This window comes from Longimicrobium sp. (assembly GCF_048594345.1).
Classification (GTDB): Bacteria; Gemmatimonadota; Gemmatimonadetes; order Longimicrobiales; family Longimicrobiaceae; genus Longimicrobium.
In genome coordinates, this window is the sequence record NZ_JBMDXM010000004.1 from 15,084 (window position 1) to 35,087 (window position 20,004).

The following is a 20,004-nucleotide window of genomic DNA, read 5'->3' on the forward strand; positions in this document are numbered from 1 at the left end:
GGGAGGGGAGCGCCGCCACGGCCGCTCCCGGCTCCGGTTTACGTTCATTATCTCCATCGGGCGTAGTGGACGCGCAGGACACCAGCCTTGCGAGGCCCCCGGCCACCCGATAGTCTACTCTGTGGAACCCCACCTAAAAGTGGACAGAGAAGACGCGACCGGAAGTTAGTCTACTTTGTCTACTTGGTCAAGCGGTACGTGAGAGCGCGTTTGGCGCGGGGGGTGCCCCCGCACCGTTGGAGCCGCCTCAAGCCTTTGCGGGAACCTCGCTTACACGCGCTCTTCCTGACCTGTTGTTTTGCCACTCGTGCGGCTCTCCGGAACCCGGATGATGTATAATATGACCCGAAAGGCTTTCCGCGCCATATTCGCGTTGGTGCTGCCGTTCACTTCCGCGTGCGGCGGAGGGTCCGACGACTTCGTCTACCTGGGGGTGGCGGGGCCGCTGAGCGCCGCCAACGGCACCTCCATGCGGCTGGCGGCCGAAATGGCGGCTGAGGAGATCAACCGCACCGGGGGGATGGGTGGGCGGCAGGTGCGGCTGCTGATGATGGACGACAGCGCCAACCCCCAGGTGGCGCTGACCGTGGCGGATTCGCTGCGCCGCGACCCGCGCGTAATCGCCATCGTCGGGCACCTGAACTCGGGTCCCAGCCTCAAGGCGGCCGAAGTCTACAACGCGCCCTCGGGAGAGCGCGCGGGCGAGCCGATCATGCACATCTCCCCTGCTTCGTCCGCGCCGGCGTTTACCCAGGCGGGTGAGTGGAGCTTCCGCGTCACGCCCACGGACCTGGAGTTCGCGCCCGTGCTGGCGCGCGGCATTACGGCGCTGGGGCGGCGGCGGGCGGCGGTGCTGTACGCCAACGACGATTACGGCCAGGGGGTGATGACCACCTTCGAGCGCACCTTTCGCGGCGCCGGGGGCTCGGTGGTTTCGGCGGATCCGTACCTGCCCGCGGTGGTGGCCGACGGCACGGAGCTGGACCCCTACCTGTCGCGCGCCATCCGCCGCGGCGCCGAGGCGCTGGTGATCGGCGGGCAGGCCGAGACGGGGCTCAAGATCATCCAGGCGGCGCGGCGGCTGGGGTTCACCGGGCCCATCCTGGGCTCCGACGGCCTCACGGGGCTCAAGGACGCGGGCGCACCGGCTGAAGGCGTGTTCGTGAGCTCGGCGTTCCTCGCGGACCGGCCCACGGACCTGGCGCGCGAGTTCGTAACCCGCTACCGGGCGCGCAACAACAACGCGGTCCCCGACCACCGCGGCGCCATGACGTACGACGTCATCAACCTGCTGCGCCGCGCCATCAACGAGGTGGGTGCGGACCGGGAGAAGGTGCGCGACTACGTGGCCCGCATAGGCGCCGAGGGCGGCGTGGATGCGTTTGAGGGGGTGTCGGGGACGATCCGCTTCGACCGCAACGGCGACGTGATCGGCAAGGAGGTTTCGCTGGGAGTCGTTCGCGGCGGGCAGCTGGTGACCGCGGCGCGACGGTGACGGTGTAGGGGTGTAGGGGTGAACGGGTGAACGGGTGAACGGGTGAACGGGTGAACGGGTGAACGGGTGAACGGGTGAACGGGTGAACGGGTGAACGGGTGAACGGGTGAACGGGGCTGCTGCCGTTGGCCTGAAATGATGGTGACCCTCCTCCGGTGTGCCGGGGGAGGGTTGTTTGCTTCCGGTGGCTCGCGCGCGAGAGCGGGTAAACCCGCCGCAACAACCGCGGAAAGCCCCGCAAACGGCGCGGGGCTTTACCTGCGCGTGGCCGACGCCCCTCGCTGTCATCCGAAGGAGCCGGACCACCCCGTCCTTCACCCCGTGCCCGGCTCGCGATGGAGGAATCTACCGTCTGGATGCTCGTGACCTGCTCCCGCGCCCGGCACCCGCGGCCACAATCCGCGCAGGCGGATTTCGTGACGTTCCAGCCGCGGTTTCAACCGCCCGAGACGGGGCTTCCCGACGCCACTTCGCCTTCACCCGTTCACCCGCTCACCCGCTCACCCGCTCACCCGTTCACCCGTTCACCCGTTCACCCGTTCACCGCACCGGCAGCCAGTACGTCGCCTTCAGCGCGAGATAGTTGTCCCCACGCGCCGTCAGGGAGTCGAACAGGTCCCCAGGGCCCAGGCGGCTCCAGTCGGCGGACTGGCGGCCGCGGTTCTGCTGCCAGACCACGAACAGCGTGCTCCCCGGGCGCCACTCCCACCGCAGCACCGCGTTGCTGCGGAACGACCGCACGTCGAAGTCGCGGTTGGGGAGCGCGAAGGCGGCGGCGCCGTCCGTCACCTGGCGCTCGCCGGTGGCGGGATCGACCGAGACCGTCGTCCCTTCCCGGCCATACGTACGCAGCTCGCGGCTGCGGGCGGCCCGCAGCTCGCCGTGGTCGTAAAAGCGGCCGCTGCTGGCAAAGGGCTCGGCGTACGTCTCCAGCGTGAGGTCCGGCGACAGGGCGTAGTTCAGGCGGATGCGGACCCGCACTTCGCTGCGCTCCACGAACGCGAACACGTAGCGCCGGCCGAAGGTGGCGTCGGTGCCGCCGTCGCGCTCCGCCACGTACTGCCGCGCGTTCACGGCGCGCAGCCACAGCGGATCGAAGGAAAGCTCCCAGCGTGGCCCGGGGCGGAACGACAGGTCACCGCCCACGTCGGTGCTCCATCCGCCCAGCTCGTCGCGCTGGGCGTTCACCGCCAGCTCCCAGCGCGTGCGGTTGGCCGGGTTGCCGTACAGGGCTGATTCCACCCGCCACGCGGCGCCGGTGCCCATCAGCGGCCCCCCGCGCGTAAGGTCGTCGCTCAGGGCGCGGTGGATGCGGATCAGCCCGCCTTCCAGGCTCCAGTAGTTGCGCAGCTGCGCGCTCCCCAGCACCCCGTAGTTCAGCTGGTTCAGGACGCCGTCCAGGTTCCAGGTGGTTTCTTCGTACAGCCCCACCTCGTAGCGGCGAAAGACACGGCCGGGCTGCGTCTCGCGGTAGCGGATGTCGCCGGACAGAAAGCGGTTGTCGGCGGAGCCCTGCTGGCCCACGTCGTTCAGCTCCAGCCCCGGGTGCTGCTCGGTGTAGTCGACATCCCACAGCCAGTGCTTTCCGCTGTTGCGACTGTGGTTGATGCCCAGCAGCAGCCCGTTCAGCGCCGTGCGCGAGGGATCGACCTCCACGTGGTCCGCGTCCGGCCGCTGAAAGTAGCGCCGCGACGACCGCTGCAGCCGCAGGATGGCCAGCGAGTCGCCGGTCACGTGGCTGTATCCCGCGAACGCGCTGATGTCGTACTGGCCGCCCGCCCAGCGCAGCCGCCCGTCGATCACCCCCGAGAGTGCCTGCTCGGGAACGAGCGCCGCGAGCGGGCTGCCTTCGTCCATCTCCCGCCGCACGGCGGTCAGGCTGCCGCCCAGCACCGACCGGTCGCGTCCGATCTCCTGCTGCACGCTCACGATGCCGTACGCCGTCGGCGGGGCGACCTCCGCGCGGCCCAGGACCTCCGTCGCGGTGTCGAAGGTGGCGGCGTGCTCGCGCGCGGTGACCGCGGCCAGCGCGCCCACGGAAAGGCCCGCGCGGGTGCGGCCGGTGACCTTGGCGGCGCCCAGGATGGTGGTGTTGTCGATCCGATCGAAGTAATCGGCGTCCGGCTGCCCCGGGGGCGGCGCGCCGATTCTGCGCGAGTAGAACAGCCCGCGGCTCCCCAGGATGGACGTGCCCTCGACAAAGAAGGGGCGGCGTTCGGAGAAAAAGGTTTCGAACTGCGTCAGGTTCACCTCCGCCGGGTCTGCCTCAACCTGGCCAAAGTCGGGGTTGATGGCGGCCTCCAGCGTGAACGACGGCCCCAGCCCCATCTTCAGGTCCCCACCCACGCGCATCCCCGTCTCGCGCTCGGCGACAAACGGATCACGCGGATCTTCCGGCTGGGCGATCTTCCCCTCGGCGGCCACGTACGGCAGCAGCTCCATCCGCCGCGACGGCCGCAGCGCGCCCAGCCCCGTCAGCTCACCCATCCGCGACGACCAGCCGGTCTCGTTGCGTGGCACCAGCGTCCAGTACGCCACCTCGTTGCGCGCCGGGACGCGGCGGATGACGTTCACGCCCCACACCTGCTCCGGCGCGGCGACGAAGCGCAGCTGGGAGAGGGGGATGCGCATCTCCGCCGTCCACCCGACCGAATCCACCCGCGCCTCCGCCTGCCAGACCGGATCGAACGAATAGCTGCGGCTCCCCTCGGAATCGGAGGGATGGTAGTAGTCGATGCGGGTGCCCGCGGCGCTGACGGCAAAGGTGTAGGCGGTGCGGCGGTCGTGGTACGTGTCCAGCGAGACGGCCAGCTGCTCCGCGTCGCCCTCGCGGTCGCGGCGGGCCAGCTGGGCGCGCACGTCGCCGGGGGTGGCGCCGTGCATCCGCGCGCCCACGTACAGGCTGCCGCCGTCGATCAGAAAGGCGACTTCGGTGGCGCCGGCGGGCTGCCCGCCCTCCACCGGCTCCCGGGTGGTAAAGCCGCGGTTCCACGCCGCCTGACGCCAGACGGCTTCATCCAGCCGCCCGTCCACCTGCGGGGCGGATTCGGTGCGGGTGGCGCGGACCTGCCGTGCGGCCGCGGCGGGCGCCTGCGCGGTGACGGTGGCGGGAAGTGCGAGAAGGAGGGCGAGCGAGATCGCTCCGCTGCGGCGGATCGGTCGGGGTGCTGCGAGCATGGACGCATCCGGTCAGGGCAGCGGCCATGAAAGGCCGCCGCCGGGTGGGTCGGGCGAGTGAGGTCGGTAGCGATGAGCAGGGAGAACCGCCCGTCCGCCAGGGACGGCCGGCCGTGCGTTAGGGCTCCGGCGTGGAGCCCGCCGGACGTTCGGCGGCGGGCCGGGCGGGGGCGGGCGGTTGCCCTGCCGGGTCACGTGGCTGCGGATCTGGTCGCGCGCTTCCTCGGCCACGGCGGGGGCGCGGGTGCGGGCCGCGATGACGGACAGGTAGGTGTCCACGTACGCGTCGCGGTAGCCGCCCAGCGACTCCACCGCCTGCAGGGCGACGCTCCGATCCGGATGCGTGCGGGCGATGGAGTCCAGCGCGGACAGCGTCCATTGGTAGGGGAAGCGGCCCAGCGACTCCGCCGCCTGCTTCGCGGCCTCTGCCCGCTCCCGCTGGAAGGCGATCTGCTTCAGCACGGGGGTGGCCTGCGCGGCGGGGTACTGTTCCATCGACTCCACCGCCTGCCGCGCGACCTTCGCGTCGGTCTCGGTGAGGGCGATGCGCCGCAGGGACTCGAGCGATTCCACGCTGCCGGCCGGTCCCAGCGCCTCGACGGCGTCGCGGCGGGTGCCGGAATCCTGCGCGGAGGTGGCGATCTCGCGCAGCACGGCGGGGGAGCGCGGGTGCCCCATCCGGCCGATGGCCTCCACCGCCTCGCGGCGCACGTCCTTGGCGCCGTCGCGCTCCACGGCCGTCTCCAGGGCGGAGAGCGCCTCGTCGCCGCGGTGGCGGCCCAGCGCGGTGGCGGCTTCGCGGCGCACGCCGTTGCTGCCGTCGCGGCCCAGCACGGCGGCCAGGTACGGCACCACGCCCGCCGCGTCGTGCATCCCCACCACCTCCATTACGGCCTCGCGGTATTCGGGGTCTCGCAGCTCGTCGGCAACGCCCCGCAGCTGCGCAAAGCTCTCCTCGTCCGTCGCCGCGCCCAGCCAGACGATCGGCTGGCGGCCCAGCTCCACCAGCGCGCCGTGCCCCATTACGTACTCCACCTGACCGTTGCGGGCCACGGCGGCGAGCAGCACCATGTGCTCCGCCGGGGCGCCCAGGCGCTGGTTCACGGTCACGTGGTCCGTCCCCGGTGCGTTCGCGATCCACGTGGGGCCGGCGGAGAGCGGCGCCGGCGCCGACCACGCCACCCAGGCGCGCGCCATCCGCCGCGACTCCATCTCCTCCACCGCCCACGCCCAGCGCCGCGCCAGCGGCTCCGCGGGCCGGGGATGGCGGATGATGCCGTCGTGCCCGGCCGTCTGCCTGCGCAGCGTGTCGTCATCCACCGCCGCCGCCTGCTCCGGCTCCACGCCCACTCGCGGATCGACCGCCGCGGCTTCCGGCTTCCCCTCGCCGGAGGACGCAACCGCGGGGGCCGCGGCGGCGATGGCGAGCACCAGCAGTACGGCGCCGCCTATCCGCGTCACCCCGTTCCCCTCGTGCGACCCGCCGCGCCACGTAGTGAGCCGCTGCACGCGCTGCACGACCGGCGATCCGCCCTCCGCCATGGCCATGGTGCCGGCCGGGATCGGCGGCCTGCCGGGCGCCACCCACGACGCCACCTCCGCCAGGCAGCGGGCCAGCCCCAGCGGCGAGCCGGTTTGCCGCGCGGCCCACTCGTCGCACAGGAACTCGGCGGATTCGCGCAGGCGCAGGCGGGCCAGGCGGTTGAGCGGCTGAAAGAAGAAGACGGCCTCGATCAGGGCGATGACGAAGTGCCACGCCGGGTCGCGCCGCGCCAGGTGCGCAAGCTCGTGCGCCAGGGCGCTGCGCTGCTGCTCGGGATCCAGGTCGACGAGGAACCGCGGCGGCACGCACACCTCGCCGCCGCCAAGGGCCAGCGGAGTGGGCGTGGCGTCGCACGCCGTCAGGCGGACGGGGCGCCCGAGGCCGGCGTTGCGCCGCAGCTCCGCCATCATCCCCACTACCGCAGGATCGCTGACGGCCTGACGCCCGCGCAGCATCCTCCGCAGCCGCCCCTGCCGCCACGCGATGCGCACGATCAGCAGCGCGGCGATCATCGCCCACGCGCCGATGGCCAGGCTCATCAGCGGGCGGATGGAGAGGGCGCCGGTGGATTCCACGTGACCGGTGGATACGGCCGCCGGCGTGCTCGGAGGGGCGGGTTCGGTCGATGCGGTCGATTCGATCGATGCAGGCCGCGGCGCGGCGCCGCCCGGCGTGTGGATGGCGGGCGAAGGCTGCGCGGAGGCCGCCTCCTCGGCGGGCAACACGGCGGTGAACGCCACCGTGCTGCCCAGGCGCCAGGTGCCGGCGGGCGGATCGTAGCCGGACTGCGTCTGCGCGGTCGCCGTGACGATGCCGCCGATGAGGGCGGCCTTCCAGAGCGTCTCGCGCCACGCCTCGCCGCGGACGCGGCGGGCGAGCAGGGCGGCGGCACCCAGCAGCAGGGTGCTGTGCAGCGCATACGTAAGCAGCCACGCCGCGGCACGCAGGGCGGTCTCGCTCATTCGGCACCTCCCTTCAGCTCGTCTTCGCGCTGCTGGATCATCTTCCGCAGCCGCGCCAGGTCATCCGCTTCCACGTCGCTCTGGTGAAGCAGGTGGCTCACCATCTCCGTTACGTCGCCCTCGAACAGCCGCCCGAACAGGCCGGACACCTCGGCGACGACGGAGCGGCGCACGGAGCCCTCGCTCACCAGCGCGCGGTACAGGTACTGGCGCCCGTCCTGGCGGTGGGTGACCAGCCCCTTCTTTTCCATCCGCGTAAGCAGCGTGGCTACCGTGGATTGCGCGATCTTGCGCTGGGCGCGCAGGGCGTCGTGCAGGTCCAGCACGCTCACCTCGCCGCGCTCCCACAACACCTTCATCATCGCCAGCTGCAATTCGGTCAGGGAATAGCTCATCGCGCGCTCGCGGTGAAAGGCGGAAGGCTCGTCTTCATCGATCGCGGTTCGTCAGCAGGGTGAGGATCGCCTGCAGCGACGGATCGCGGCCGGCATGGTAGTCCGCCCAGGTGGCCGTGGCCGGTACGTTCGGCGCCAGCGGGGGCGAAGACAGGTCGTGGCAGTAGGTTTCCGCCGGGCAGGGTGCCGGGGAGTAGCTGTGCGCGCCGTTGGCGAAGTGCGCCTTGAAGCCGGAGTTGGGCAGCCGCACGTTGCCGCCCTCGGCCCACGTTTCCAGCTCGTCGCCCACGTGCTCGCCCACGATCGTCACGTCGCCGGCCTGCTTCCACGCGGCCACCTGCGTAATCCCGGCGGAGAACGTCGTCCGCCCGGTGATGATGAACCGCGGGATGCCGCGCGTGCGCTCCCGCAGCCGCGCCATCAGGTCCGCCGCTTTGGTAAGGTCGCCGCCGGTGTTGAACCGCACGTCCATCACAAAGGCGCGCGGCCGGTGCTCGTCCAGCGCCGCCAGCAGCCGCTCGCCAAAGCGGGCCGTGCTCTCGCCTGGCGCGTCCTGGGAGCGGTTGTACTGAAAGTAAAGGACGCCCTGCTCCGGCAGGTACTCGAACCAGTAGTTGCTGGCGGGATTGCGAAGATACAGCGGCAGCGGGTCGCGCGGCAGCACGTGCACCCACGACGAGTCGATTCCCGGATGCCGCGGCGACAGGTCCCACCACGCCTCCAACGAACCGTCGCGCCGCGCCAGGGGAAGCGGCGCCACCACGGTCCGGTTCGCGTCACCGGCCGGGCAGCCGGCGACGGCGAGCTCCACCGAGTCGGGGGAGGGGATGATCCCCATCCCGTGCAGCGCCTCCGGACTGGTGAGTGAGTAAACGCTCATGTAGTCCGCCCACGACGCGTTCCCCGCGAACGCCTGCGCCACGCGGTCGCGCGCCATCCGCGCCGCCACCCCGCCGATCCGGTCCACGCGGCACCCCAGCAGCCGGCGGTGCTCCGGCGTGGTGCGCACCACGTACAGGCCGTCGCCGAACCACCACAGCCGCAGCGGAAGCCGGCGCAGCTCCGTAGCGTTGCGCAGCAGGTACAGGCGCGTGTGGGCGTTGTTGGCCACTGCGATGGCCGAGGCCAGGCGCATGATGACTTCGTTGTCGTGCAGCTGGGGCAGGCGGCTGCGCGTTTCTTCAAGGTGCGCCAGAAAGCGCGCGCGCTCTTCCGGCGTAAAGCTCCTGTCCAGCCGGATGAAGCGGGTCGACAGCGCGTCGATGTCCTGCGCCCACGCCTCCACGCGGTCGCGCGGCGCCGGGTAGCGGGGGATGGGCCGCAGCGCGAACGGCAGCGTGTCGCGCCCCTGCATCAGGCTTCCGCTCAGCGTTCCGTCGCGCAGGCCGGCGCGGATGGTCACGGCGCCCGCTCCATCGCCGATCCGCATCATCACCGAGTCGGCATCCACTCGCACCTCGCTGGCGGGGAAGGTGCGGCCCAGCGTCTCGAGCGTGCTCACCGGCTCGCTGTCCCGGGGCCGCAGCGTGAGCGTGAGGAACTGCGGCCACTTCGCCGTCCGCATCTCCCCCTCCCACCCTCCCAGCAACGCGCTTTCCGCCACCGCGGGCGCAGGCTGGGCTACGAGCGGGCCCGCTACCAGGCCGGCACCCGCTACGAGAACCGTTGCGAGGAGACGGCGGATGGAACGGGCCCGTGCGGGCTTTGCGTCAGCGGGTAGATGGCCCATGGTGGCTACGGGTGGGGCGGTCGGCGATTGCTTCGACAGGTAAATAATACAGGTGTAAAACATAGGCGCAAGACTTTCCTTCACGGGCGGACGGTGTACGGGCGCCGCGCTGTGCCACGTCCCAGGCGATCACCTCCCGGATCGGGGCCGATCCCGGTGCCTTCGCCCCTTCGGACAGTTGTGCCGCACGAATGGTTTGAACGATCCCGGGTCCGGCTGCATGACGGGCGACAGCGTGCCGATGGCCCTGGACCCCATGCCTGACAAAAACGGGGACACGGCACCTTCGCCGTGTCCCCGCCTCTCTTTGTCCCTTCGTTTCCTACCCGACGACCGCCGCCACGATACGGGCTACCCAGAGCAACACCGACAGGAGCAGCGGCAACAGCGTCAGGCCGACGGAAAAGATGACGCCCTGCCGAAACAGGAGCGGCCCCATGTCCGGCGCGCTGCGGCCCCACATGCGCCGGGCGACCAGCTCGGTCACCCAGCCCAGCGTGTAGCAGCCGTTTGCCAGGATCCCGTACACCCCCGCGGCCATCACCATCATCGGCAGGGGGATGACGGACGAGAACGGGGGAAGCGCGGCGAAGAACGATACGCCCGCGAGCGTCACCAGTCCCGCGCCGCCCACCGCCTTGTTGAACGCCAGGCGGCGCGATTCCCACCAGCGCACCGTGGAGAGCGGCGTGCGCCGAAAATCCGGGAGCGGATACAGGACCTCGACCAGGCTGGACATCGCAATCACCTCACTCGGATTCGTTGAAAACCGTCGGCCGCGCTCCCTATGGTAGCCGCTTCCGATGTTGTCGTCAAGTACTTTGTATTGCAGAGTTCGTGTCGACGAGCAGGATTCGGACGCGAACGACTTCCAAGCCGCTTCGCTACAACGGTCAGTGCGGCGGGGAAAGGGATACGGGAGTCCGGCGAGTGCCTGGTGTGCAGGGCGCATCAAAAAAGGCGCGGAAAACTTCCGTCGTTCTCCGCGCCCTTTGTTCGCGTTGCGTCTGGCTATAGCGGTTGGAGCCAGAGGATCATTCGCACTGGACGTCGCCGCACATCCGGAAATAGCACTGGCACACACCGTTCCGGCAGAGACCGTAGTCGAACCCTGCGTCGCTGCATGACTCGCCGCACTGACTGATCGAGCACGCCCGCGCGGTGGCTGAGGCGCCAGGGCTGGCGAGAAGCTCCTTGCTGCCGAAGGCAAGGGCACACGCCACCGCCAGTACGTACGCTGATTTGAGTCCGGAGAAGAAGTGTCGAGTCATGGTAAGTACCGTTTTCAGGGGTGAGACCACGGAACGGGATCGATCGCTGTGGCCGGAAAGATGTCCCGCAAGACACGCGCCTCGATCTTCTGCACCTGCGGTCCTGCAGGCCTCGTGAGACGACGTAGCGAGAGCGTCGTTTACGAATGCACACCCGGGATATTGGCTTCGATCACCGGCTATCCCTGGCTCCGCAGAGTATCTGCACAACTAGATTGGATCGACCTTCACTCTTCTCCATACTGAAAGACGCGCTCCAGGGGCACGCCGAACACGCGCGCGATGCGGAACGCTACCTCCAGCGACGGCGAGTACTTGTTGCCCTCGATGGCGTTTACCGTCTGGCGCGTTACGCCGATGCGCTCGGCGAGCTCCTGCTGGGTCATCTCGCCGTGGTGAAAGCGGAGTGTGCGGATCTCGTTGGTGATGCGCCCGCCACCCTTGCCCATGCTCAGGACCCCCGCCGGTACAGAAACAGCTGCGATCCGATCTCCACCAGCTGGGCCAGCACCCAGAACCCCAGCAGCAGGTGCGTGAACAGAAAATTGCCGTCCGTCACCATCGCCGCGCACAGCGCCAGAAAAACGCCCGTCGCCAGCACGTACGCGGCGTTGCGCGTGCCCTTGAGCGCGATCAGCCGGTCCCGCTCGTCCGTCTCCGTGTTGCGGTCGATGATGGCCATCATCGTGTGCCCCACGACCTGCATGATCACCAGCATCACCACCGCCACCGTGAACAGCACCATCTGGTTGGGCATCACGTCCGCCCCGTTCGCAGGCAGCACCGTCACGAAGTAGAAGCCGAATACGCCGGTCAGGCTGACGAACATCAGCCACAGGCTCTTTTCCTGGAACGTCAGACCCATCGTATCTCCTCGAAGCAGTGTCAGGTATCCCCGACGTGATGTAAAATATTTAGTACATGGCAGAGTCTAATCGCAGCCGGGAGATGTGTCAAGTATTTCTTACATAAGGTGGATGAGCGGTTTCGAGGCGGATGGGTCACGGCGGATGAATCTCGCAGCTGGAACAGCGGGAAGCTCCACAATCCGCGCGGGGCTGCCAGCCAGCGCCCGGGCGCGCACAGAAGTTCGAGTCGCCACCGGAGCCTCCAATCCGCGAAGGCGGATTTCGTGTGGTTGTTGCAGCGAATTTATTCGCCCTTGCCGCCGAAGATCACGCCTGGATGAACGTCCACGAGCGGCCGACGGCAGACTCTCATACATCTGGCCCCACAGACGAACAAGCCCCGGACCTCGCGTGAGGCTCCGGGGCTCGGTGCGTCGGCGCCGCGCCGCGTCAGTGGGGCGAGCAGCCGCAGTCGGGGCCGCAGTTCTTGCCTCCCTTGCCCGTCGTGGCGCGGGCGGCGAGCAGCGTGCGGCGAAAGCGGTTGCCGATGAACAGCGCCGCCGCCAGCACGATCAGAAATACGATCAGCGTCTGGATATCCATCGATCCGTACTCCAGCGATTCACCCGTTCACCCCATTACCCGTTCACCCGTTCACCCTCAGCCCCACCCCAGCGCCCGCCCACCCTGGTACACCAGCAGCGCCGAAAGGTACGCCAGCCCCAGCATCCACCCGAACTGGAACGCCGCCCAGCGCACGCCCGTCCAACCGCCGCCCGTCTCGCGGATCACCACGGCGATGGTGCTCATGCACATCATGGCGTAGACGTAGAACACCATCAGCCCCACCGCCACCAGCGGCGTGTACACGATGGCGCCGCTGGACGCGTGCCGCTCGTTGCGCAGCTTTTCGCGCAGCGTGGACGAGCCCTCGTCCGCGTCGCTCCCCACGCCGTAGATGGTGCCCATCGTGCTGACGAACACCTCGCGCGCGGCGAACGAGCTCAGGATGCCCACGCCGATCTTCCAGTCGTAGCCCAGCGGCCGCACCAGCGGCTCCACCGCGTGCCCCAGCTGCCCCAGCGTGCTCCCCGCCAGCTGCGACTCCTGCGCCTGCTGCTCCGACGCCCCGGCCGGCGCCTCCGTCTTGGGATACGTCGCCAGCGCCCACAGCACGATGGAGAGCGCCAGGATGACCGTTCCCGCCTTCTTGAGGAACATGCTGGCCCGGTGCCCCACCGACAGCGCCAGGCTGCGCAGGCGCGGCAGGCGGTACGGCGGCAGTTCCATGATCATGGGCCGCGCCTGTCCCTTCAGGAGCGTCCGCTTGAAGACCGACGCGACCAGCAGCGCCGTCACCGTGCCCAGCAGGTACATCGCCAGCAGCGTGATCCCCTGCAGGTTCCACACGCCCGCCACCGCGATCGGCGGGATGAAGGTGCCGATCAGCAGCGTGTAGATGGGGATGCGCGCCGAGCAGCTCATCAGCGGCAGCACCATGATGGTGGCCACCCGGTCCTTGCGGCTCTCGATCGTCCGCGTCGCCATGATGCCGGGGACGGCGCACGCATAGCCGGAAAGGAGCGGGATGAACGAGCGGCCGTGCAGCCCCACGCTCCTCATGAAGCGGTCCATGATGAACGCGGCCCGCGCCATGTATCCCGTGTCCTCCAGGATCCCGATGAACAGGAAAAGGATGGCGATCTGCGGCAGGAACACGAGCACGCTCCCCACGCCGCCGATCACCCCGTCCACGAGCAGGCTCTGCAGGTCGCCCTCGGGGATGGCGGAGGCCACCGCGCCGCCCAGCGCGCCGAAGATTCCTTCCACGAAGCCGATCAGCGGCTCCGCCCAAGCGAAGATCGACTGAAAGACGATCCCCATCAGCGCCACGAAGATCAACGGCCCGCCCACGCGGTGCAGCACGACGGCGTCCACACGGTCCGTGACCGTCCTGGCGCCGCCCGCTCCCGCGCGGTGGACGGTGCGGTCCACCACGTCCGCGATCCACCCGTAGCGCGACTCCGCCTCCAGGCTGATCGGCGACAGGCCCGCGGCTTCCACCCGCGCCCGCGCCGCCGTGACCGCCGGCTCCAGCTCCGGCACCGCCTGCAGGTGCCGCCCGACCTCCCGCACGGCGAGCAGGCGCAGCGCCTCCATTGCCGCGGCGGAAGGGTTGAAGCCGGCGTCCGTCAGCCGCTGCGCCACCGGAACGAGCGCGGCAGCGGCTTCCACGGGCAGTTCGAACTGCCGCTCGGGGCGGGGGAGGCCCGGCGCCTTGCGGATGGCGGACTTGAGCACGTCCAGCCCCTCGCCGCGCATGGCGACGGTGGGCACGACGGGCGCGCCCAGCTCCAGCGTGAGCTCGATGGCGTCGATGCGAATGCCGGCCGCCTCCGCCGCGTCCACCTGGTTCAGCGCCACCACGGTGGGCAGCCCCAGCTCCAGCACCTGCGAGGCCAGGAAGAGGTTGCGCTCCAGGTTGGCCGCGTCCACGACGACCACGACCACGTCCGGGCGGTCGATGCCCGGGGCGTGGCCGGTGAGCACGGCCAGCGCGATCTCCTCGTCCGGCGAGGACGCGGAGAGCGAGTAGGTGCCGGGAAGGTCGATGACGGTGACGGAGGCGTCGCCGTCGCGGTAGCGGCCTTCCACGCGCTCGACGGTGACGCCCGAATAGTTGCCCACGCGCTGACGCATGCCGGTCAGCGCGTTGAAGAGCGTGCTTTTGCCCGTGTTGGGGTTGCCGATCAGCGCCACATGCAGCACACCCCCGCCGCGCGGTGATTCCGCTGGCGGGGGTGCTGCGGGCGCGGAGATCGTTCCGGCCGCGGCCTCTTCCATCAACTCGTCCTTACTCCACTTCGATGTGCTCTGCCTCGGCGCGGCGCAGCGTGAGCATGAACCCGCGCACCTTCACCTCCAGCGGGTCGCCCAGGGGCGCCCTGCGCACCACTTCCACGGTCGTGCCGCGCATCAGTCCCATCTCCATCAGCCGGCGGGCCGCGTCCGCGTCGCCCGCCACCTTTGCCACCTTGCCGCGGTCGCCAGCGGCCAGCTCCGACAGCTTTCTCACCCGGCCAGCGGCAGCACCTTGATGGTACGCGCGAGCGCGGCGCCCAGCGCCAGCCGCGCGCCCTTTACCTCCAGCAGCATGCCGTTGCGGCTGTCGATCACCTGCACGCAGCTCCCCTCGAACAGCCCCATGCCGCGCAGCTTGTGCGCCTCGTCCATGGGACACTCCATGCGCAGCACGGCGGCGCGGGCCCCGGTGGCGCACGCGGCCAGCGGGCACTCGGCGCAGCGCGCGGGTGCGGCGGGAGGAGCCTTCCTGGCGAACAGGCGCTTCAGCATCTCCAAGGAGAGTTGCGGCTGCGGGTGAGAATCAGTTTCAACTGCGTGCAACATACCGAAGTTTTTGCGCCAAGGCAAGTACAATGCGGAAGCGCTGGAGTGCGGGATGGGCGGACATCGAACTGCGCCCGCGTGGTGCCCCTCCCCCGGCCCCTCCCCGCTCGTTCCTCGCGGAGAGGGGAGAACTTCGATCCCGCTCGAAGTGCTTCGCACCTCCCTCCCCCGCCCACCATCACGCCCCACACGATCGGCACCGCAGAGATGCCGGCCCCAACCCCTCCCCCGAAGTTGGGGGAGGGGTCGCCAGCCGTCGCGAGGAACGAGCGAAAGGGCTGGCGGGGGAGAGGGCCCCGGGGATCGCGCCCTGCCGTCCTTGACCCGTTTCGCCGCATCGGTGTACGATGCGCACACATGAAAATCGCGCGCGGAAGAACCACTCACGCACTCACGCACTACCGCACTCACGCACTTCTCTTCGCACTTGCAGTCCCCAACCGCCACCGACGCGCTGCGCCTCACCGGCACGCTCGTCTCCCAGTACTTCCGCTTTGGCTGCGACCGGCAGCTGCGCTGGCAGATGGTGCCCCGCGCGCTGCGCGGCGGCGACGTGCCCGCGCCCAACCGCGACCCGCTGGCCGGGCCGCTGGTGGGCGTGCGCCCGGGGATGGGGCTGCTCACCCAGGCCGGCCGCCGCTTCGAGCGGCAGGCGCTGCGGGCGCTGGTGCGCTACTACGGCGAGCGGCGCGTCATCAGCGCCGGGCACGACGAGCACGGCGACGCGGCGCGCCTGCCGTACGACGCCGTCGTCCGTGCGCTGCGCGATCCCGGCGAGGCCACGTGGCTCATCCAGCCGGAGCTGAGGCTGCCGGACGCGGCGGCGTTCGCGGCGCGCTTCGGGGTGGACGGCGAGGTGCAGGTGGCGCCCGCGCAGCCGGACCTTATCCGCATCGGCCGCGACCGGCATGGACGGCTGATGTTGGGCGTGGCGGACGTCAAGTGGAGCCGCGAGGCCACGGTGCAGCACTACGCGCAGGTGGCGTTCTATACGGTGCTGCTGGAGGAGATCTGCCGCGCCGAGGGGATCGAGGGCACCGTGGAAACGCGCTGGGGCTGGCTGTGGACGCGCGGCTCGCGCGGGCCCAAGCGCTTTCCGCTGGCCGCGTATCGCCATCACGTGATGGAGTTCCTGCGCGCCGACCTGCCTCGCGTCGCCGCCGCCGCGCCCGCGGAGGCCGCGTGGCACCTGCGCCCGCGCTGCACCAGCTGCTCCTTCTTTCACCACTGCCGCGCCGAGGCGGACCGTACCGACGACCTGTCGCGCGTGGTGGGGCTGACGCCGCTGGCCAAGCGCGAGCTGAACGGGCGCGGCATCCGCTCCGTCCGCGAGCTGCGCAAGGCGGAGTTCAAGCGCGGCGTGTACGAGGGGTGCCACGCGCTGGAATCCGCCGAGGGCACGCTCAAAAAGCGCGTGCAGGCGCTGGACTACGGCAAGATCAAGGAGGGGGAAAAGCAGAGCTTCCGCATGGGCATCGGCGAGTCCGTCCGCGTGCTGCTCTCCGCGGAGGGCGATCCGGTGAGCGGGACGGTGTTCGCGCTGGGACTCAAGGTAGAGCGCGGCAGCGGGCGCGGCGTCAGCGAGGTCTTTCTGGCGAACGACGGGTCTGAGGACGCGGAGCGGGAGATGCTGGTCCGCTTTCTCCTGCGCGCTTCGGACGTGGTCTACGCGGCGGAGGAGGCGACCCGCGCGGCGGGGGATGGCGGCCGGCGGGGGGAAAAGGCGGCGCACGTCTTTGTCTGGGACCGGGGCGAGGCGGAGCTGCTGCGCGAGTGCCTGCAGCGGCACCTGGGCGATCCCGGCACCCAGCCGGGGATCGCGGGCGTGTCGCGCCTGCTTTTTCCCGCCGGCGACGCGGGCGGCTCGCCGCCGGGCACCGTCGTGCTCGACGTGGTGAGCGAGCTGTTTGCGCTGCCCATTCCGTACGCGTGGGACCTGGCGTCCGTATCCACCGAGCTGCAGCCGTCCGAGGGCGCCGCGGTGCACCGGCCGCGCGCGGACTACGGCTGGCCGCTCAGCAGCCAGGTGGCGTACGAGCGCATCCACAACGTGTGGCGCAAGCGTCCGTATCGCGCCAACGGCGAGGAGCAGGCGCCGTGGGAGGTGGAGCGCGAGATCGAACGGACGGTGCGAAGCAAGCTGCAGGCGATGGATTCCGTCATCCACGCCATCCGCGAGGCCGCATTGAGGCGGCGCGACCCCGTGCTGCGGATGGAGGCGGCGTTCGCGGCCGCGGCGGACGGCAGCGGCGACGCCATCCCCCACGCCACGCTGGAAAAGCTGCGCCTGTTCACCCTGGCCGAGGCCGCGGAGGAGGCCGTCGCCATCCGCCAACTGCACGCGCTGCCGACGCAGGACCGCGCGCGTCGCTTCGAGTGCATCAGCGGGCTCAACAAGGTGGAGACGCTGGCGAACGGCCACGTGGTCTTCGAGTTCGACGAGGCGTGCCGCGAGGCCAAGTTCCGCCCTGGCGACTTCGCGCTGGTGCTGACCAACGACGACGCGCGCACGCTGGGCGAGACGGACAGCAAGGGGTGGCTGCGCCGCAAGCTGATGGTGGAGCTGATCGACTACGACCTGGCCGCCCATCCGCCGCGGGTTACGCTGGCGTCGGACTACAAATGGGAGACGCTGGAGAAGGGGAAGATCAACGGCCGGCCGCTCCTGGACCTGGACCGCGTCTGCGTGCTGGACCGCGCTTCGGTGGATTTCACGACCCGGCGCGTGGTCGCTACCCTGCGTGCGCTGGCCGGTGGTGCGGGGGAGGCGGATTTCGTGATGGGGATGCTGGGCGGCGCCGTGCCGGACGGCTGGATGCGGCCGCTGGATGCGGATGCGGCGTGGGCGGATACGCTGACGCCGGCGGAGAAGCAGCTGGGCCGGCCGGTGCTGAACGCGGAGCAGGCGGAGGCGTGGCGCGCCGCGTTCGACCGCACTGTGTCCGTGGTCTGGGGCCCGCCGGGGACGGGCAAGACGTACCTGCTGGCGTGGCAGCTCGTCAGCCTGGCCGCGGCGGCGCGGCGCGAGGGGCGGCCGCTGCGCATCCTGGTGAGCGCGGCCACGCACCGCGCCATCGTCAACGTGCTGTCGCGCATCGACCGCGAGCTGCAGGCGGCCGGCATCCCGTCGCCGCTGCGCGCGGTCAAGCTGGCGGGGCGGGGGAGCGAGGCCGACGCGGACCTGGTTGGCTCGTCCGTCGACGTCATCCGCGACGAGGACCTGCCGTCCGTGCTGGCCGCGTCGGACGGGGACGGGCTGCCGGTGGTGGTCGGCAGCACCGTCTGGTCGCTGTGGAAGCAGATGCGGGCGATGAACGGCGCCGCCGCCGAGGACGAGGAAGAGTCCGGCCCCGACCTCCCCATCCGCCCCCTGTTCGACGTCATCGTCATCGACGAGGCGTCGCAGATGAAGGTGCCCGACGCGCTGGTCGCGCTTTCCTCCATCCGCCGCGGCGGCCGAGTGATCCTGGCGGGCGACGACCGGCAGCTGCCGCCCATCCTGCACGGCCGCTATCCGCGCGAAGATACGCTCTTCGGCAGCGCCTTCGCGCACTTCGCGGAGCGGTTCGGCCGCTTTCAGCTGCGCGAGAGCCGGCGGATGAACCGCGCGCTGGTCCGCTGGCCGCGCCGCCTGTTCTATCCGGGCTTCGTGTCGATGGACCCGCGCCGTCGGCTGGCCTTGGCCGCGGATTCGGTCGATCTCTCCGATCCGCTGGACGCGATGCTGTGGGACGCCTTCCTGTCGCCGGACGATGCGGTCGTCTTCTGCACGTACGAGGGCGTTCGCGCGACGGCGCGAAACGCGGTGGAGGCGTCGCTGGTGGGGCGGATTGCGCGGCTGGCGCGGGCGGGGATGCTGGACCCCGCCACGGGCGAGCGCTACACGCCGGAGGCATTTCGCTCGCACGCGCTGGCCGTCATCAGCCCGCACCGCGCGCAGAACAGCGCCATCCTGGGCGAGCTGGTGGCTGGCGGCTGGCCGCGCGACGAGCTGCCCGTGGTCGACACCGTGGAGCGGATGCAGGGGAACGAGCGCGAGCTGGTCCTGGTGAGCTACGCCGTGGCGGACCGCGAGTACGCGGAGCGGGAGGCGGAGTTCCTGCTGAACCCCAACCGCTTCAACGTGTCCATCACCCGCCCGCGCTCCAAGCTCATCGTGTTCATGAGCGAAGACATCCTGCGCACCGTTCCGCAGGACGAAGAGGTGATGACGCAGTCCACCGCCATCAAGGGCTATCCGTCCCACTTCGCCGCCCCGCCCCGCGAGGTCGGCTGGACCGCGCCGGACGGCAAGCCGGTGCGGCTGCGGGTGCGCACCAAGCAGGTGTAATCCACGTGCGGCGCGAGCTTCGCGCGCGACGCCAAGGTCAGCCGGATCTCGTTCGTGAATCACCCCATGAGTCCCCGTTCGTAGCCGATGCCGAATCCGTTTTCGAATCGAAAGAAGGTGCGCGGGTGGAAGCGGCGCATCCGGCAGCTGGAGCGGTTCCGCCTGGCGCACCGCGAGCTGGACGTGGAGGCGTTGCGGCTCGACCAGAGGCACTACGTCAAGATCTGGCTGGACCCCTGGAGCCGGCTGGTGCGGCGCAACCCGCCGCACTGGTTCCGGCGGCGCATCGTGGCGGCGTTCATCGACATCCACGATGCCTGGCGCGAACGGCTGGAGGCCGCGGGCGAGCCGTATTACCTGGAGATCTGGCTCTTCCACCCGGACTTTCACGACTCGCAGGTGGTCGCCGCCGTGGGCGACGCGATCGGCTACTACCGCACCATGTTCGACCCGGCCGAGGACGCGCCGGCGCAGCCGCCCGCGGAGTACCGGGACGCCGCGTACGATCTCGACGATCTGCACTGGCGCGTGGGCCAGGTGATCGACGTGCGCATGGCGAGCACCTACGCGGGTGACTCGGAGGCGCTGGTGGAGCTCGCGGAGCTGGGGCGCTCCGCGGACCGCGTGCAGGCGACCGCGGACGGAACCGACACGCTGTACATCTTTCACAAGGGCCTGGTGTGGCTGGGCTCCCGGCCTTCGGACCTCAACCCGGGAACCTCGTCGTGATCCATGACCGCTGATCGAAACACACCCGTGTGGGATGACGGCGCCTGGCCCGGCCTACCGCGCCTGGACGGCGACGTTTCCGCCGACGTGTGCGTGGTGGGGCTGGGCGGGTCGGGG

At 70.3% G+C, this 20,004-nt stretch carries 14 protein-coding genes and 1 pseudogene; 4 read left to right on the forward strand and 11 right to left on the reverse strand.

Going from position 1 to position 20,004, the window contains the following annotated elements:
- Nucleotides 1-340 precede the first annotated feature (340 nt).
- Nucleotides 341-1,495, forward strand: coding sequence for an ABC transporter substrate-binding protein (locus tag ACOJUJ_RS00320; RefSeq protein ID WP_420124844.1), 1,155 nt, complete (start codon nucleotides 341-343; stop codon nucleotides 1,493-1,495).
- A 540-nt stretch (nucleotides 1,496-2,035) separates the two neighbouring features.
- Here the strand turns inward: ACOJUJ_RS00320 and ACOJUJ_RS00325 are convergent.
- The 11 genes from ACOJUJ_RS00325 to ACOJUJ_RS00375 form a co-directional block, all read right to left on the reverse strand.
- A complete protein-coding gene (locus tag ACOJUJ_RS00325) occupies nucleotides 2,036-4,672 on the reverse strand; it encodes a DUF5916 domain-containing protein (protein WP_420124845.1) in 2,637 nt (878 codons plus the stop codon).
- 12 nt (nucleotides 4,673-4,684) lie between these two features.
- Nucleotides 4,685-7,177, reverse strand: coding sequence for a HEAT repeat domain-containing protein (locus tag ACOJUJ_RS00330; RefSeq protein WP_420124846.1), 2,493 nt, complete (start codon nucleotides 7,175-7,177; stop codon nucleotides 4,685-4,687).
- Nucleotides 7,174-7,572 (reverse strand): BlaI/MecI/CopY family transcriptional regulator, encoded by a 399-nt coding sequence (locus ACOJUJ_RS00335; protein ID WP_420124847.1) that lies wholly within the window; start codon nucleotides 7,570-7,572, stop codon nucleotides 7,174-7,176. Before ACOJUJ_RS00335 ends, ACOJUJ_RS00330 begins: the two co-directional genes overlap by 4 nt.
- 34 nt (nucleotides 7,573-7,606) lie before the next feature.
- The gene (locus ACOJUJ_RS00340) at nucleotides 7,607-9,136 is read right to left on the reverse strand and encodes a hypothetical protein (RefSeq protein WP_420124848.1); all 1,530 of its coding nucleotides are present in this window, start codon (nucleotides 9,134-9,136) and stop codon (nucleotides 7,607-7,609) included.
- A 487-nt stretch (nucleotides 9,137-9,623) separates the two neighbouring features.
- Nucleotides 9,624-10,040, reverse strand: coding sequence for a hypothetical protein (locus ACOJUJ_RS00345; RefSeq protein ID WP_420124849.1), 417 nt, complete (start codon nucleotides 10,038-10,040; stop codon nucleotides 9,624-9,626).
- Nucleotides 10,041-10,799: 759 nt separating this feature from the next.
- The gene (locus tag ACOJUJ_RS00350) at nucleotides 10,800-11,021 is read right to left on the reverse strand and encodes a helix-turn-helix transcriptional regulator (RefSeq protein ID WP_420124850.1); all 222 of its coding nucleotides are present in this window, start codon (nucleotides 11,019-11,021) and stop codon (nucleotides 10,800-10,802) included.
- Between the two features lie 2 nt (nucleotides 11,022-11,023).
- Nucleotides 11,024-11,437, reverse strand: a complete 414-nt coding sequence (locus ACOJUJ_RS00355) for a hypothetical protein (RefSeq protein ID WP_420124851.1) — start codon at nucleotides 11,435-11,437, stop codon at nucleotides 11,024-11,026.
- A gap of 433 nt (nucleotides 11,438-11,870) precedes the next feature.
- Nucleotides 11,871-12,023 (reverse strand): FeoB-associated Cys-rich membrane protein, encoded by a 153-nt coding sequence (locus ACOJUJ_RS00360; RefSeq protein ID WP_420124852.1) that lies wholly within the window; start codon nucleotides 12,021-12,023, stop codon nucleotides 11,871-11,873.
- A 57-nt stretch (nucleotides 12,024-12,080) separates the two neighbouring features.
- Complete coding sequence (gene feoB / locus ACOJUJ_RS00365; RefSeq protein WP_420124853.1) at nucleotides 12,081-14,189, reverse strand: ferrous iron transport protein B; 2,109 nt, start codon at nucleotides 14,187-14,189, stop codon at nucleotides 12,081-12,083.
- 85 nt (nucleotides 14,190-14,274) lie between these two features.
- Entirely contained in the window at nucleotides 14,275-14,496 is a 222-nt protein-coding gene (locus ACOJUJ_RS00370) for a FeoA family protein (protein WP_420124854.1), read from the reverse strand.
- Nucleotides 14,493-14,774: a FeoA domain-containing protein gene (locus tag ACOJUJ_RS00375; protein ID WP_420124857.1), complete on the reverse strand. Its 282-nt coding sequence runs from the start codon at nucleotides 14,772-14,774 to the stop codon at nucleotides 14,493-14,495. The genes ACOJUJ_RS00370 and ACOJUJ_RS00375 overlap by 4 nt, the downstream gene beginning before the upstream one ends.
- A 481-nt stretch (nucleotides 14,775-15,255) precedes the next feature.
- Here ACOJUJ_RS00375 and ACOJUJ_RS00380 point away from each other — a divergent pair, with 481 nt between their 5' ends.
- From ACOJUJ_RS00380 to ACOJUJ_RS00390, 3 genes and pseudogenes are all read left to right on the forward strand, one after another.
- The gene (locus ACOJUJ_RS00380) at nucleotides 15,256-19,158 is read left to right on the forward strand and encodes an AAA domain-containing protein (protein WP_420124855.1); all 3,903 of its coding nucleotides are present in this window, start codon (nucleotides 15,256-15,258) and stop codon (nucleotides 19,156-19,158) included.
- 87 nt (nucleotides 19,159-19,245) lie between these two features.
- Entirely contained in the window at nucleotides 19,246-19,887 is a 642-nt protein-coding gene (locus ACOJUJ_RS00385; RefSeq protein WP_420124856.1) for a hypothetical protein, read from the forward strand.
- Nucleotides 19,888-19,890: 3 nt separating this feature from the next.
- A pseudogene (locus ACOJUJ_RS00390) lies at nucleotides 19,891-20,004 on the forward strand (FAD-binding oxidoreductase); the annotation flags it as partial.

Bases quoted from the DNA above. Each gene is read 5' to 3' on its own strand.
- ACOJUJ_RS00375 (WP_420124857.1), bottom strand. From the start codon at position 14,774: ATGCTGAAGCGCCTGTTCGCCAGGAAGGCTCCTCCCGCCGCACCCGCG.
- ACOJUJ_RS00335 (WP_420124847.1), bottom strand. From the start codon at position 7,572: ATGAGCTATTCCCTGACCGAATTGCAGCTGGCGATGATGAAGGTGTTG.
- ACOJUJ_RS00385 (WP_420124856.1), top strand. From the start codon at position 19,246: ATGCCGAATCCGTTTTCGAATCGAAAGAAGGTGCGCGGGTGGAAGCGG.
- ACOJUJ_RS00355 (WP_420124851.1), bottom strand. From the start codon at position 11,437: ATGGGTCTGACGTTCCAGGAAAAGAGCCTGTGGCTGATGTTCGTCAGC.
- ACOJUJ_RS00320 (WP_420124844.1), top strand. From the start codon at position 341: ATGACCCGAAAGGCTTTCCGCGCCATATTCGCGTTGGTGCTGCCGTTC.
- ACOJUJ_RS00340 (WP_420124848.1), bottom strand. From the start codon at position 9,136: ATGCGGACGGCGAAGTGGCCGCAGTTCCTCACGCTCACGCTGCGGCCC.
- ACOJUJ_RS00330 (WP_420124846.1), bottom strand. From the start codon at position 7,177: ATGAGCGAGACCGCCCTGCGTGCCGCGGCGTGGCTGCTTACGTATGCG.
- ACOJUJ_RS00350 (WP_420124850.1), bottom strand. From the start codon at position 11,021: ATGGGCAAGGGTGGCGGGCGCATCACCAACGAGATCCGCACACTCCGC.
- ACOJUJ_RS00360 (WP_420124852.1), bottom strand. From the start codon at position 12,023: ATGGATATCCAGACGCTGATCGTATTTCTGATCGTGCTGGCGGCGGCG.
- ACOJUJ_RS00345 (WP_420124849.1), bottom strand. From the start codon at position 10,040: ATGTCCAGCCTGGTCGAGGTCCTGTATCCGCTCCCGGATTTTCGGCGC.
- ACOJUJ_RS00325 (WP_420124845.1), bottom strand. From the start codon at position 4,672: ATGCTCGCAGCACCCCGACCGATCCGCCGCAGCGGAGCGATCTCGCTC.